Annotated in this window: 14 protein-coding genes; 12 read left to right on the forward strand and 2 right to left on the reverse strand. The window is 33.8% G+C overall.

Going from position 1 to position 14279, the window contains the following annotated elements; all coding sequences use genetic code 11:
* The first annotated feature begins 55 nt into the window (after nt 1–55).
* From ACFE0M_RS10420 to recN, 7 genes are all read left to right on the forward strand, one after another.
* The gene (locus ACFE0M_RS10420) at nt 56–1645 is read left to right on the forward strand and encodes an OstA-like protein (protein WP_434545702.1); all 1590 of its coding nucleotides are present in this window, start codon (nt 56–58) and stop codon (nt 1643–1645) included.
* Nucleotides 1646–1761: 116 nt separating this feature from the next.
* On the forward strand, nt 1762–2460 hold the full coding sequence (locus ACFE0M_RS10425; RefSeq protein ID WP_434545703.1) for a T9SS type A sorting domain-containing protein: 699 nt from the start codon (nt 1762–1764) through the stop codon (nt 2458–2460).
* A gap of 83 nt (nt 2461–2543) precedes the next feature.
* Nucleotides 2544–3368 carry an outer membrane protein assembly factor BamD gene (locus ACFE0M_RS10430; protein ID WP_434545704.1) on the forward strand — a complete coding sequence of 275 codons (825 nt, stop codon included), beginning with the start codon at nt 2544–2546 and terminating at the stop codon, nt 3366–3368.
* Nucleotides 3369–3373: 5 nt separating this feature from the next.
* Entirely contained in the window at nt 3374–3682 is a 309-nt protein-coding gene (gene rpoZ, locus ACFE0M_RS10435; RefSeq protein ID WP_434545705.1) for a DNA-directed RNA polymerase subunit omega, read from the forward strand.
* Between the two features lie 9 nt (nt 3683–3691).
* Nucleotides 3692–4900, forward strand: a complete 1209-nt coding sequence (coaBC, locus tag ACFE0M_RS10440) for a bifunctional phosphopantothenoylcysteine decarboxylase/phosphopantothenate--cysteine ligase CoaBC (protein ID WP_434545706.1) — start codon at nt 3692–3694, stop codon at nt 4898–4900.
* Nucleotides 4893–5792, forward strand: coding sequence for a DUF4835 family protein (locus ACFE0M_RS10445; protein WP_434545707.1), 900 nt, complete (start codon nt 4893–4895; stop codon nt 5790–5792). The genes coaBC and ACFE0M_RS10445 overlap by 8 nt, the downstream gene beginning before the upstream one ends.
* Before the next feature lie 128 nt (nt 5793–5920).
* Nucleotides 5921–7573, forward strand: coding sequence for a DNA repair protein RecN (gene recN / locus ACFE0M_RS10450; RefSeq protein WP_434545708.1), 1653 nt, complete (start codon nt 5921–5923; stop codon nt 7571–7573).
* 3 nt (nt 7574–7576) lie between these two features.
* On the opposite strand, the gene ACFE0M_RS10455 is transcribed toward recN, so the two are convergent.
* Nucleotides 7577–8584, reverse strand: a complete 1008-nt coding sequence (locus ACFE0M_RS10455; RefSeq protein ID WP_434545709.1) for an acyl transferase — start codon at nt 8582–8584, stop codon at nt 7577–7579.
* Nucleotides 8585–8597: 13 nt separating this feature from the next.
* On the opposite strand from ACFE0M_RS10455, the gene ACFE0M_RS10460 reads away from it, so the two are divergent.
* Nucleotides 8598–9329 carry a hypothetical protein gene (locus ACFE0M_RS10460; RefSeq protein ID WP_434545710.1) on the forward strand — a complete coding sequence of 244 codons (732 nt, stop codon included), beginning with the start codon at nt 8598–8600 and terminating at the stop codon, nt 9327–9329.
* Between the two features lie 77 nt (nt 9330–9406).
* Here ACFE0M_RS10460 and ACFE0M_RS10465 read toward each other — a convergent pair whose 3' ends face one another.
* Complete coding sequence (locus ACFE0M_RS10465) at nt 9407–10309, reverse strand: M48 family metallopeptidase (RefSeq protein ID WP_434545711.1); 903 nt, start codon at nt 10307–10309, stop codon at nt 9407–9409.
* Between the two features lie 142 nt (nt 10310–10451).
* On the opposite strand from ACFE0M_RS10465, the gene ACFE0M_RS10470 reads away from it, so the two are divergent.
* Genes ACFE0M_RS10470 through ACFE0M_RS10485 form a run of 4 tightly spaced genes read left to right on the forward strand, consistent with a single transcriptional unit; the run spans nt 10452 to nt 14258 of the window.
* A complete protein-coding gene (locus ACFE0M_RS10470) occupies nt 10452–11063 on the forward strand; it encodes a fumarylacetoacetate hydrolase family protein (protein ID WP_434545712.1) in 612 nt (203 codons plus the stop codon).
* Nucleotides 11050–12945: a M23 family metallopeptidase gene (locus ACFE0M_RS10475; protein WP_434545713.1), complete on the forward strand. Its 1896-nt coding sequence runs from the start codon at nt 11050–11052 to the stop codon at nt 12943–12945. Before ACFE0M_RS10470 ends, ACFE0M_RS10475 begins: the two co-directional genes overlap by 14 nt.
* 5 nt (nt 12946–12950) lie before the next feature.
* On the forward strand, nt 12951–13403 hold the full coding sequence (gene bcp, locus ACFE0M_RS10480; RefSeq protein ID WP_434545714.1) for a thioredoxin-dependent thiol peroxidase: 453 nt from the start codon (nt 12951–12953) through the stop codon (nt 13401–13403).
* Between the two features lie 3 nt (nt 13404–13406).
* Nucleotides 13407–14258, forward strand: a complete 852-nt coding sequence (locus ACFE0M_RS10485; protein ID WP_434545715.1) for a transketolase — start codon at nt 13407–13409, stop codon at nt 14256–14258.
* Nucleotides 14259–14279 lie beyond the last annotated feature (21 nt).

Raw genomic sequence — 14279 nt, forward strand, 5'->3', positions numbered from 1 at the left:
AAATTACTTAGATTTGCACAGAATTTGCTATTAAAAAGCAATCAAAAGTAAATGTATGAACTTCCAACGAATTTTAATCCTTTGTTTCTTTCTAATCTTATCCATAAGTGCTAATGCACAAAAGAATGGAGTAAAATACGGTTCAGAGGGATATCAAGAATTTATTAATAAAGGCAACAATAGTTTCACTCGTTTAGTAGAAAAAGTTTGGTTTGATATTGAAAAAGAAAATGTTAAAATCACTGGAGATTCCGCACTTTATTATGATAAGCAAGGAATCATGATCGTATTTGGAGACGTGGTGGTTACAAAAAACGATACGATTGATATCACTTCGAAAAGGTTAAATTACTACATAGATGAAAATAAAGCAGAATTAAGGAATAATGTGGTGTATGATGACGGTGAAATGCGTATGACCACCAATTATTTAGATTACTATATGACCACAGAAGACGGCCATTTTTTTAATGGAGGTAAGTTAGTAGATGATGAAACGACCTTAATTGCAAGAGAAGGATTCGTAGTCAATGCTGAAGACTTAATTAAATTCTATCAGGATGTGGATTTGACGAATCCCAAATATCAATTATTGACCGACACACTGTATTATCACCGAACTACTAAAATTGCTACTACTTTTGGCCCCACTAAAACCATCATGAAAAATGGAGAAGTGGTGGACGCAGATAAAGGCGGTAAATTTTATACTGATAAGAAAAATGCACAATATACTTCGGGGAAAATTACTACCGAATCTTATGAAATTTTTGGCGATGAGCTTTACTTTGATGATTTAACTCAAGAATCAAGAGCCAAAGGAAATGTGAAAGTAATTTCCGAAGAAAATGACATCATTATTTTTGGAGATGAAGCATCTACTAAAAAAGAGCAAGGAATTACAAAAATTTGGGGAAATATCTTACTAAAGCAAGCCGTAGATAATGATACATTGAATCTTACGGCTGACTCCTTAATTTCCATTGATTCAGAGTATGATTCATTAAGCAGATTATTGGCTTTCAATAACGTGAAAATTTTCAAATCCGATTTGCAGGGAGTTTCGGACTCTATGGCTTATATGATGCAAGATTCAATGATTTTCTTTTATGACAATCCTATTTTATGGAGTGATGGAAATCAAATAATTGCAGATACCATATTCATGGAAATTAAAGATGGAAAAGTGGATAAATTGAATATGCGAAACAAAGCTTTTTCCATAAATCAGGATACCGTCAAAAATTTCAATCAGATAAAAGGTCGGAATATGACAGCCTATATGAAGAATGATGAAATGGATAAAATATTAGTGGAAGGAAATGGAGAAAGTATATATTTCGCAGTTGATGAAGAAACCTTAGACCTGATTGGCATGAACAAAGTCTTGTGCAGTTCCATGAAAATTCAATTCCTTAATGGCGAAATGAATGATATTACTTTTTATAAGGACCCAGAAGGTCGATTTATACCACCGCACGAAATTGCAGAACCAGAAACAAGATTGAAAGATTTTGAATGGCTTATCGAGAGAAAACCCACAATAATTGATGTATTGGGAAAATACGCCCCCGTTCAAAAGCAGAATTCTGATGCAGAAAAACCTATCCTACCTGATGAAACTAAGTTGAAAACTGAAAATTAAATTCAGTTAAACGCTCTTAAAATTTATTTATTATACACCAATTCTATTTTTTTTAAAAAACATTAGACTTTATAATAAATAAATCCTATTTTTACTAGTCAAATTTCTATAGCCTAATGAAAATATTTTTCACCATAATCCTATCATTCATTGTGACCATGTCAGCATGGTCTCAGGATATAATGGTCAAGGATTTGGATTCTGAAATAATCACTGGCTATCAAAAAACAAATACCAAGACTTTCAAAATACAAAACTTCACCAATTTCACTAAATCTATTAAGATTAAGCAAAGTATTGAAAAAATTCAGGGGGGAAGCACATTCTTAATTTGTTATGATGGAAATTGCAGTTACAACAACGAGTCTATAATCATTAGTATTCCACCCAATAGCATTTCTAAAGAAATCAAAATTATATTAAATGGTGGCTTATCCAATTTAAATATTATTGCATATTTAGAATTCATAGATTTAGAAGTAGATAATATCGTAAAGAAGGAGTTGGCCCTTAAGGTAACGGAAGCTAAACCAAAGGATGTCTTTTTTGAAAAAGGAGATTTGGTTGTAAATAGTTTTTTTCCAAACCCATCTGTCAAAAATGCTATTATGGAATATAGTTTAAATCCGAATGATACTGAGGTAAAAATAACACTCCAAAATGTATTGGGGAGCATTGTTGACACATACGAATTAAGCCCCGATGAAAATAAATTAAGCATCAATACTGAAAATTTAAATCCGGGCGTTTATTTCTATACGCTTTCCATAAAAGATGAGGGTTTAGCCACAAGAAAATTAATTGTAAAAAAATAACCTCTTACCCAATCTAATCTAATTGGCTTCGTTACCAATAAAAAATTGTTCATTCCACAAAACAAATGTATATTTGCACCCTTATGCGAAATTCGTACAAAAATCTATTTATATTAATACTTCTGGCGGTATCCATTTCATCTTGTAGTGATTTTAGAAAATTACAGAAAAGTGATGATTGGGAAAAGAAATATGATGCGGCCATCAGATATTATGAGCAAGGTGATTATTATAAAGCCAATGTGTTGCTTGAGCAGATTTTACCTATAATTAAGGGTTCTGAAAAAGCAGAGATTGCTAATTTTTACTATGGCTATACTTATTATTACCAAGGTCAATATCTTTTAGCATCGCATTACTTTAAAACTTTTTACGATACCTTTAACAGAAGTCAATTTGCCGAAGAAGCCAGATTTATGTTTGGATATTCTTTGTTTCAAGACTCTCCACGTTATAATTTAGATCAGGCAAGTTCAAAGGAAGCAATTACGGCTCTTCAAGGATTCATAAATCTTTATCCTAATTCAGAATTTGTGCCAAAAGCCGATGCTGCCTTAAGTCAATTAAGATCGAAATTGGAACGAAAAGCATATGAAAAAGCTTTATTGTATTATGATCTGAAAAAGTTCATGACGGGGGAATATCTCAAAGCGGCTTTAGTTGCATTTGATAACTTTCAAGATGATTTCCCAGGTTCAATTTACACGGAAGAAATCCAGTATTTAGAAATTGAGGCTATGTATAATTTAGCTGAAGTTAGTATTTACTCGTTACGAAAAGAACGTTACCAAGAAGCAATAGATTTCTACGAGATTTTTATTGATACTTATAAAGAAAGTAAATATTTAAAGAAAGCAGAAAAGATTTACGAGGACTGCTTAGAACAAATTAGAAAATTAAATTCATAACATATATGGCAAATCCATCAATTACAACTAGGGACACAGATGAGTTGGTAAAAGACACTGATAATATTTACCAAACTGTTGTAGTGGCTTCAAAAAGAGCTCGACAAATTTCAAGTAATATGAAAGAAGAATTGAGCAATAAACTTGCTGAATTTGCTTCTACTGTTGACAATCTTGAAGAGATTTTTGAAAACAGAGAACAAATTGAAATCTCTAAATTTTACGAAAGAATGCCGAAGCCAACTATCATGGCTATGGAAGAATTCTTGGAAGGTAAAGTGTATTACCGTAAGAGAGAAGAAGAGGACAAATAAACTTGGTAAATGCTCCAAGGTAAAAAAATAATCTTAGGAATAACGGGTAGCATTGCAGCTTATAAAACTGCGATGTTGACCCGTTTATTGGTTAAAGCGGGAGCTGAGATTCAGGTCATCATGACTGAAGATGCAAAAGAATTTATTACCCCTTTAACCTTAAGTACCTTAAGCCAGAAACCTGTCTTATCAAATTTTGTAAAATCTGATTCAGGAGAATGGAACAATCATGTTGATTTGGGCTTGTGGGCAGATTTAATATTAATCGCACCTGCTTCAGCTAATACGATAGCAAAATGTGCTCACGGGATATGTGACAACCTATTATTGGCCACATACTTATCTGCAAAATGTCCCATTGCATTTGCTCCAGCTATGGACCTGGATATGTACAAACATCCTAGCACTTCTGAAAACCTAAAAAAGCTTGAATCCTTTGGTAATATTGTTATCCATGCCGCCTCAGGTGAATTAGCCAGTGGACTTGAAGGCCAAGGGAGAATGCAAGAGCCAGAATATCTAGTAAAAGAAATTGAAAATATACTTTCCTTAAAAAAAAAATTTAAGGGTAAAAATATAGTGATCACGGCTGGGCCAACTCAGGAAGCTATTGACCCAGTTAGATTTATCGGTAATCATTCCTCTGGAAAAATGGGATATGCTATAGCCCAATCTTTTCTAAACGAAGGTGCTAAGGTTACCCTAATCTCAGGCCCTTCCTCCTTAAACCCTCCTTCAGGCATAACGAATTTTGTAAAAGTAAATTCCGCTCAAGAAATGTATGAAGAGGCTGAAAAAAATTATATCGAAGCTGATATAGTGGTTTTTTCGGCAGCTGTAGCAGATTATCGCCCAAGATCAGTAGCCAAAGAAAAAATAAAAAAGAAAGCTGATGGTATGACAATCGAAATGGAAAAAACCATTGATATTGCCAAAGCCCTAGGCCTAAAGAAACAAAAAAATCAACTCAATATAGGTTTTGCACTAGAAACCGAAAACGAAGAAGTCAATGCTTTAAATAAATTAAAAAATAAAAACTTTGATTTGATCGTTCTTAATAGTCTAAGAGACGAAAAAGCAGCATTTGGCCACAACACCAATAAAATTAAAATTTTCGGTAAAAAAGGTCTATTAGAAGAGTCCGAGTTATTAGCCAAATCTGAGATTGCCAATATAATTTTAAATCAAATCCATAAATTGAGCAGTAAAAATGAATAGACTAGCCCTTATATTCTTTATTTTAATTTTGAATATTAGCCCATTATTTGCTCAAGATTTATACTTTCAAGTAAAAGTTGATGCTTCAACTGCAAACACTTCAGAAACGCGAATTTTTACCAATATGGAAAATTCTTTTCGCCAATTTCTGAACGAAACAAAATGGATGCAAGAAGATATTGAGCTATTTGAAAGGATAAAAGGAGTAATGGCTATCAATATTACCGGTATCCCAAGGACAGGGAGATTTGAGGCTAGGATGCAAATACAATCTGTTCGTCCGATATACAACAGTAATTATGAATCAATCATGATTAATATTGCTGATAGAAACCTAAACTTTGATTTTACGGAATCACAGCCCCTCATTTATACCCAAAATACTTTTAATGAAAACCTAGTCAGCATTTTGGCTTTTTATGCCAATTTTCTTTTGGGGATGGATTTTGACAGTTTTTCCGAATTAGGTGGGCAAGCATATTATGACGAGGCATTAAACATAGCCAGATCAGCTAATCAGCAAGGATTTAAACCAGGATGGGAGCAATTTGGAAATATAGAGAGTAAATACTCCTTAATTCAATCTGCCTTAAATTCACAATTAGAGCCGGTGCGCAAAAGTCTTTATTTGTATTACCGAAAAGGTCTGGATGTTATGGAAGATGATCCGGAACTAGCAAGAAAGTCAATTTTAGAGGCTTTGGAAAATATTCAAAAAGCCAATAAGTTAAATCCTAATTCACCTTTTATAACATTAATCATTCAGAGTAAAGCAGATGAAATAGTACAAATTTTCACAGAAGGTGACCTTGCGCTAAGAAGAAAGGCTTATGAAATCATGCGGGAATTAGCCCCTGCTAATTCTGAGCGATATGAAGTAATGATTAAATAAACTTCTGTTTTCGCTTACCCATTTAATGATGAGGAAAATATATAAAATTTCTCGAATACTAAATGCGAAAGAATTTACTATCCGTAATTTTTAACTAAATTAGCCCTGCGATAAAACAAAGTACCAATATGCTTCAAAAGCTTTTGATTAAAAATTACGCCTTAATTCAAGAACTTAATATCAACCCATCAGCTAACCTTAATACTATAACGGGAGAAACAGGTGCTGGAAAGTCTATCATGCTAGGTGCAGTAGGACTATTAATTGGAAAAAGAGCTGACACTAAGGTGCTTTATTCATCAGACTCAAAATGCGTTGTTGAAGGAATCTTTGATATCTCAGAATATAATCTTCATTCTTTTTTTGAATCTGAAGACTTAGATTATGATAACGAATGTGTTATCAGAAGGGAAATAAGTGTAAGTGGTAAATCAAGGGCTTTTATTAACGATACCCCCGTAACCTTAGACATCCTTAAAAAGTTGGGAAACAACCTCATGGATGTCCATTCGCAACACGAAACACTACTCATCGGGGATCAGGATTTCCAATTGAAAATAATTGATGCTTATTCCGGAACCATTGAAAGTCTTAAGGCATATAAATCTTTGTATGCGACCTATACAAAGGCAAAAAAAGACTTTCGGACCTTTCAAGAAAATTCCGCCCAAATGCAACAGGAAAAAGATTTCAATCAATTTTTTTTTGATGAGTTGGATAAAGCCCAATTAAAAGATAATGAGCAAGAGGAATTAGAAGATAAGTTAGAAATATTAGAGAATGGGGAACTGATAAAACTTAAATTATCAGAAGCCTACCAATTAGTGGATGGACAAGAATTTGCGGCCGTACACAATTTACATCAAGCAAGTGAAAGCCTTAAGGCCATTCAGTCCTATGGTAAAGATTTTCAAGAATTATCTGAAAGATTGAACAGTAGCTTCATTGAAATCCAAGACATTGCCAAAGAATTGGAAATTACCACCAATGAATTTGAACATCAACCCGAAGAATTAAATCAAACCCAGGAAAGGCTTAGCCTCATTTACTCATTACAACAAAAACACCATGTTGACTCCATTGATGAGCTAAATAAAATAAAAACTGATTTAGAGGAAAAATTACTGGCCGTTGAAGATATAGAAGGCAGTGAATCAAAATTGCAAAAAGCAATGGAAGAAGCTTTTGCAAAAATGGATGAAAAAGCCCAAGAAATAAGTAAGCAGCGAATTTACCATTTTGAAAAGCTCGAAAAAGAATTGCAATCCCTGCTAGCCGGTCTAGGAATGGAAGATGCCATTGTCAAAATTGATAATCATCCTAAAGCGCACGATAAAAGTGGTATAGATGATATCAAAATTTTATTCAGTGCTAATAAGGGAGTTTCCCCTCAAAATCTGAAAAACGTTGCATCTGGAGGTGAATTTTCAAGGCTGATGTTTGCCATCAAATATATTATGGCGGACAAAATTGCTATGCCAACCATTATATTCGATGAAATAGACACTGGTATTTCTGGTGAAGTGGCCATTAAAATGGTTAATATGATGCAGAAAATGGCTGAAAATCACCAAGTAATTACCATCAGTCATTTACCTCAAATCGCTGCAAAAGGCCATCAGCATTATTTTGTTTATAAAGATAATACCGCAGATAAATCGGTTAGTAAAATTAAATTATTAGACGAGAGTGAACGTTCTTTGGAAATAGCCAAGATGATAGGAGGTGAAAACCCTAGTGAATCAGCTATTAAAAGCGCTAAAGAATTATTGGCTATTTAGCCATCAAATAACCATCAAATTACATCCTCTGATATCTGAGTTATCAAATCTGCCCAAGACTTGGAAATGGCCATTTTCATGCACCAAGCCCACATCCTGAGTTTCAATAAAGGCACAGCTATCAATATTGGCCAGATCTATCACATTTAGTCCCCCACTTCTTTTATCCGAAAATTTGATATCAAATGGGTCATTGACTTCTCTTACTAATATTTTCATACTAGGGCTTGGTTCAAAAACACCTTTTCCCTGGCTATAACTTTGTGATAATAGTTCAGTCATTCCATATTCTGAATGGATGGTGGAGACATTTAATCCTTTACATAAAATACTATGTAATTCCTCTCTGGTAATTTCCTTTCTTCTTCCTTTCATCCCTCCAGTTTCCATTATTATGCAATCAGAAAAATCCGCTTCATAGTTTTCGGCTAAATCCAATAAAGCAAAACTTACACCCCAAATGATGATTTTCTTTCCATTATTTTGCGCTTTGAGCTCTGTCACCTTTTTAATTAATTCTTCTAAATTGGATAGATAAAACCCAGATTCAGAGGACTTGGTCTTTTTAATAAAATCATCCACCATGGCCACGAGTGAAGATCCTTTTCTCTCTAAATAGGATGGCAATAATGCTAAAATGATGAAATCTTCAAGCTTTCCGTATTGTTGTTCGAAAATATGCTGGGCATGTGCCAAATAATGATTTAAATTAGGGATATAGTGTTTACTGCTAATTCCCGAGCCAGTCCCACTACTCTCAAATATGGCATCAAAATTTTGTAATCCATTATTGCTTGTTATTACTCGGTGTCTTTTAAAAAAATCTATCGGGAGAAAAGGAATTGAACGCAAATCCTGTATTGAATCAGGATTAATATTTAAAGCCTGAATATATTTTTTATAAACTAAATTGTATTTACTTTGGTAGTAGAATAAATTCAAAGCAAAATCCTGAAAATTTATAACATTTAAGGCATCAAATTGCTTTAAAAAGCGTTCTCTTTCTGACATTTGTAAAATTATTATGCAATACAATATTAAAAATAAGGCACGGCATCTCATATTTAATTCCACTATTATTATTGGATTTATGACAATCCTAACGGCATGCCCTACCCCACCGGAATTTGAGGATGTTCCCAAAATTGAATATGAGGATGTTGAATTCAGTATTATAACTGATACTTCGGCTAGTGGTCAACCCTTAAACCAGGATGTTATCAGTGTAACCATTTCTTTTGAAGATGGTGATGGTGATTTGGGATTGAGAAATAGTGAAAATGAACCACCTTATCATCAATTTGATATCCCCTTAAATGAAGAGCGGGAATTAATCTATTTTGGAAGCTCACCAGATTTACCACCTTTCAATTATTATGATTATAATATATTTCGGGATTCTACAATCATTAACAATGAAGTATTAGTAAATGATACGGTCTTTGTTCGATTTAATGAACGTCATTTTAATATTTATGTCGCATTTTTTTATCAACCCCCTGGAAGCAATGATTTTGAACAATTTGAATGGGAAACTGAACCCGGTTTTTACCAATCATTTCACGGTAGATTCCCAATTCTCAATACTGAAAATTATAACCGCCCTTTAAATGGATCATTAACTTATGAAATGAAAAGTGTTGGTTTCAGGGCTACATTTAGGGATTACCCAATGTATTTAGAAGTTTATATTTTAGACAGAGCCGGAAACAAAAGTAATGTAATACAAACTGAAACTTTCCGGTTAATAAATTAGAGAAAAGGATTTAAAATTAGAAACAAAAGGCACAAAAATCTATTGTGCCTTTTTATTTGTTTCGAATTAACAACAAATCAGTTTCCAATCTTCATTTTCATTTTTGTCTTCGTCTCACTTTTTTCTTCCTTAGAAGATGAACTTGAAATATTACTCAAATTCGGAATGGGTTTATTAGTAGCCTTATTACTTTTAGCATAATATTTTTTGGCTTCAGGTAATAACTTATTCAAATCTTTAACACGTGTATCACTACTTGGGTGTGTACTTAGAAATTCAGGTGGCGCACCGCCTGATTGCGCTTTCATTCTTTTCCAGAATTCAGGAGCTTCAGCAGGATCGTAGCCAGCTAAAGCCATAAATTTTAAACCTAATTCATCCGCTTCAGATTCATGTAATCTACTAAATGGTAACATGGCACCAACTGTACTTACTCCCGTATAAGCTGTCATGGCCAAAGCCTGGGTTTTCTCAGGCTGTTCTCTCATGGCAACACTTAAAGCCATACCTCCTAATTGTTGAGTTAAGGCCTGTGTCATTCTTTCTCCACCATGTTTGGCTATTGCATGAGCCACCTCATGCCCCATTACTACGGCAATTCCAGCTTCATCTTGACAAACAGGCAAAATACCTTCATAAAAGGCCACCTTACCACCCGGCATACACCATGCATTGACTGTATTCTCAGAAATCAAATTGAATTCCCATTGGAAGCCTTCCGTTGCATCACCTAAGTCATTTTCCTTTAAATACTTCTCAACAGCTTCCTTAATACGATTCCCTACATTTTTCACCATATCAACTTGACCAGTATTAGATGAAAGTTTACTTTCCTTAATGACTTGATCATAGGAGCTAAAACTTGAAGAATTTAATTGACTATTAGGGATAGCATTAAATTGTTTTCTATCGGTAAGCGGTACTTTCTTACACGCAAAAAGTATTGCTACTAAAATTAATAAACTTAATATCTTTTTCATATACATAAATTTAGTGAAATCGAATTATAAAATTACAGTTTTAAATCCTTTAAATACCATCTAAAAGATTTCTTTGATAATTTAACGAAACTTTCATTTTTATAGTTAAAAGAAACCATATTTTTGCATAAAATTTCCTCAGATGAAGATATTGGCTATTGGCAGAAATTACGGTGACCACATTAAAGAGCTTGAAAATGAGCGACCTGATGAACCCGTGATTTTCACTAAACCCGATACGGCAATCCTTAAAAACAATGAGCCATTTTATTATCCTTCATACAGCCATGATATCCACCATGAAGTGGAGTTAGTTGTAAGAATCTGCAAAGAAGGGAAATTTGTACAGGCAGCGCATGCCCATAAATATTATGACAAAATTGGTTTAGGAATTGATTTTACAGCTCGTGATTTACAATCCAAAGCAAAGGAAAAAGGTTTACCTTGGGCAATTGCCAAAGGCTTTAATGGATCTGCCCCTATTTCAAATTGGCTTGATAAAAGTGAGTTCGAAAATATTCAGAATATCAATTTCTCATTAAAAGTAAATGACCAATTAAAACAAGAAGGGAACTCATCTTTAATGCTGTTTTCCATAGATTATATCATTGCATATTTATCGCAGTTTTTTACTTTAAAAACCGGAGATATTATTTTTACAGGTACACCAAAGGGTGTAGGACCTGTGGCTATTGGAGACCGGTTAGAAGGTTATATCGAAAATCAAAAATTATTGGATTTTGAAGTTAAATAAACTAATTAATATACTATTCCTCTTTCTCCTAAGCTTACCAGTATCGGTTATAGCTCAAAATTCCGACCCTTACACTTTCCCGATCCGACCCAATAAAACCAATTTCTTATCTGGAACTATGGGAGAATTAAGATCATCTCATTTTCATGCCGGAATTGACATTAAAACTGGTGGAAAAATAGGTGAGCCTGTTCATGCCACTAAGAGAGGATATATCACCAGAATCAAAGTTTCAACCGTTGGCTATGGAAATGCATTGTATATGCTACACCCGGATGGGAACACCTCTGTTTATGCCCATTTAGAAGAATTTGCACCTGAAATACAGGATTATGTCAAAAAACAACAATATAAACAGCAAACTTTTGAAATTGAGCTGTTTCCAGAACCTTATCAATTTGCATTTAAAAGCCAAGAAGTTATTGGCATCTCTGGAAATACGGGAGGCTCTTTAGGTCCCCACCTTCATTTTGAAATTAGGGACAAACAACAAAGAGTTTTAAACCCATTACATTACGGTTTTGATGAAATAAGAGACAATATCCCTCCTATCGTACAAGGATTTGCAATTCGTCCTATGTCAATCTCATCAAGAGTATCAAATCAATTCGAGAGAAAAGAAATCCAACTAAAAAGAAATGGTTTCAATTATGAGTCGCGCGATACTATTTCCGCTTTAGGCGAAATAGGATTGGAATTATGGGGACATGACAAATTAAACGGCTCGGCCAATAAAAATGGGATCAGCATAATTGAAGTCTTTGTGAATGGTGAAAGATATTTTAAGCAAGATATAGATGTTATGAGCTTTAGTTTACAAAGACATATTCTTGTTCATTATCCTTATGAAGTAAAACAAGCTAGGGGTGGTACATTTCATAAATTATATGTTGATGATGGAAATAATTTAAAATTTTATGAAACCAAACACAAAAACGGAGCTTTAAATATTGAAGAGGGCAAAATATATGACATCAAAATTTATATGTATGATCCTTATCAAAATAAAAGTGAGCTAAACTTAATTATTAGAGGAGAAAACCAAGACCAATTTCTAAATGAAAGTATATCCTATGATATTGACGGGCTCGACTTTCAAGTAGAGAATGAAATTTTAAAAATTTATACCCAATCTAATTGTGAGGGAGAAAAAGAAGAATTGAATCTGAATTTAGGAGAAAGGATTGAAAGCATTCTACCAGCTTATTATCTTAAAAAATCAGCAGTTTATTTATGGCACCTCAAAAATGGGATTCCAAAATCAATACTAAATTGTGAAAAGGGAATGAACCTTCCGGAGATCACTGAAATAATTCCAAAAGAAAACAAGGAATTGGTATCAAATAATATAAGAATATCATTTAGTCCTTATACACTTTTTGATAGTTTATATTTGCAGACTTCTTATGAAATTAAAACATCCGATTCATTGGAAATTTTTTCACTTGAACCTACTTCTGTTCCTTTAAAAAGCAATATTGAAATTGAATTATCTCCACAAAAAGAATACCCTAAAGAAACAAAAACGCATATTTACAAAGCAGATGATTCGGGTAATTTCTCATTTGAAGGCGGAGAGTGGAAAGATGGAAAAATAAAGTTTAGCACAAGAGAATTGGCAGACTATACACTTTTAACAGACAGTGTTCCTCCCTTAATTGAAGCAAAAAATAATCTTAACTTTGTCATAAAAGATGACCTTTCAGGAGTTAAATCTTTTGAGGCTCATTTGAATGATGAGTGGGTATTGATGAAATACGAACCAAAGGATGATTTAATTTGGGTAGATTGGCTAAATAACGAAATGAAAAAAACCGGTGAGTTTAAGTTAGTTGTTACTGACAATGCCGGAAACAAATCAGAATATATCACTAAACTATAAATATTATGGAATTGAATATTGGCGATAAAGCACCAGATTTTAAAGCAAAAGATCAAGATGGTAATGAAATTAAATTGAGTGATTTCAAGGGTAAAAAAGTAATTCTTTACTTTTATCCAAAAGACAATACCCCAGGATGTACAGCTCAGGCTTGCAACTTGAGGGATAATTACGAAGATCTTCAAAAAGACGGATATGTGGTTTTAGGGGTAAGTCAAGATTCAGAAAAATCACACAAAAAATTTATAGAGAAACAAGGTTTACCTTTTCCGTTAATTGCAGATGAAGACCATACGGTTCACAATTTATACGGTACATGGGGCGAGAAAAAAATGTATGGAAAAACCTATATGGGAACATTACGCACCACATTTATCATCGATGAGGAAGGGAAAATTGAGGACATCATTCAAAAAGTAAAAACAAAAGATCATACAGCACAAATATTAAATTCATAATCAATGGCAAGTCAGGCAAACATACAAGAGCTGGAAAAAATAGCTTCTCAAGTAAGAAGAGACATCGTTAGAATGGTGCACGCAGTAAATTCCGGCCATCCTGGAGGTTCTTTAGGATGTACAGATTTTTTTGTGGCATTATATTTCCACATTCTAAAGCATAATGTCAATTTCGACATGGATGCTAAGAATGAAGATTTATTTTTCTTATCAAATGGACACATTTCTCCGGTATGGTATAGCGTATTGGCAAGAAGTGGGTATTTTGAAACTTCAGAATTAAATACTTTTAGAAAAATCAATAGTCGCTTGCAAGGTCATCCAACCACTGAAGAAAATTTACCAGGAGTAAGAATTGCATCAGGATCTTTAGGCCAAGGTTTATCTGCGGCTTTAGGGGCAGCCCAAACCAAAAAACTTAATAAAGAAGACAATTTAGTTTATGTTTTGATGGGAGATGGAGAATTGCAAGAAGGTCAAATTTGGGAAGCAGCCATGTACGGTGCCCATCATAAGGTAGATAATATTATCGCAACAGTTGATTATAACGGTCAGCAAATTGATGGCCCCATCTCTGAAGTGATGGATTTACAAGACCTAAAAGCTAAATGGCAGGCTTTTGGATGGGAAGTAATAGAAAGTGAAGGAAATAACATGGCTGAAATCATTAAATCATTGGAACATGCCAAAAGTCTGACTGGCAAAGGGAAACCAGTATTGAATCTAATGAAAACTGAAATGGGCTTTGGAGTAGATTTTATGGTGGGTACACACAAATGGCATGGGGTGGCTCCTAATGATGAACAGTTAGCAGATGCATTGTCTCAATTAGAAGAAACATTGGGAGATTACTAAAACAGAATAAATAGCGTCAAG

The organism is Marivirga sp. (assembly GCF_051117495.1).
Lineage (GTDB): Bacteria > Bacteroidota > Bacteroidia > Cytophagales > Cyclobacteriaceae > Marivirga.

What these genes read in the sequence shown, in the direction of transcription:
- ACFE0M_RS10430 (WP_434545704.1), top strand. Translation starts at nt 2,544, where the DNA reads ATGCGAAATTCGTACAAAAATCTATTTATATTAATACTTCTGGCGGTA.
- ACFE0M_RS10425 (WP_434545703.1), top strand. Translation starts at nt 1,762, where the DNA reads ATGAAAATATTTTTCACCATAATCCTATCATTCATTGTGACCATGTCA.
- ACFE0M_RS10420 (WP_434545702.1), top strand. Translation starts at nt 56, where the DNA reads ATGAACTTCCAACGAATTTTAATCCTTTGTTTCTTTCTAATCTTATCC.
- recN (WP_434545708.1), top strand. Translation starts at nt 5,921, where the DNA reads ATGCTTCAAAAGCTTTTGATTAAAAATTACGCCTTAATTCAAGAACTT.
- ACFE0M_RS10445 (WP_434545707.1), top strand. Translation starts at nt 4,893, where the DNA reads ATGAATAGACTAGCCCTTATATTCTTTATTTTAATTTTGAATATTAGC.
- ACFE0M_RS10470 (WP_434545712.1), top strand. Translation starts at nt 10,452, where the DNA reads ATGAAGATATTGGCTATTGGCAGAAATTACGGTGACCACATTAAAGAG.
- rpoZ (WP_434545705.1), top strand. Translation starts at nt 3,374, where the DNA reads ATGGCAAATCCATCAATTACAACTAGGGACACAGATGAGTTGGTAAAA.
- coaBC (WP_434545706.1), top strand. Translation starts at nt 3,692, where the DNA reads ATGCTCCAAGGTAAAAAAATAATCTTAGGAATAACGGGTAGCATTGCA.
- ACFE0M_RS10455 (WP_434545709.1), bottom strand. Translation starts at nt 8,584, where the DNA reads ATGTCAGAAAGAGAACGCTTTTTAAAGCAATTTGATGCCTTAAATGTT.
- ACFE0M_RS10465 (WP_434545711.1), bottom strand. Translation starts at nt 10,309, where the DNA reads ATGAAAAAGATATTAAGTTTATTAATTTTAGTAGCAATACTTTTTGCG.
- bcp (WP_434545714.1), top strand. Translation starts at nt 12,951, where the DNA reads ATGGAATTGAATATTGGCGATAAAGCACCAGATTTTAAAGCAAAAGAT.
- ACFE0M_RS10485 (WP_434545715.1), top strand. Translation starts at nt 13,407, where the DNA reads ATGGCAAGTCAGGCAAACATACAAGAGCTGGAAAAAATAGCTTCTCAA.
- ACFE0M_RS10460 (WP_434545710.1), top strand. Translation starts at nt 8,598, where the DNA reads ATGCAATACAATATTAAAAATAAGGCACGGCATCTCATATTTAATTCC.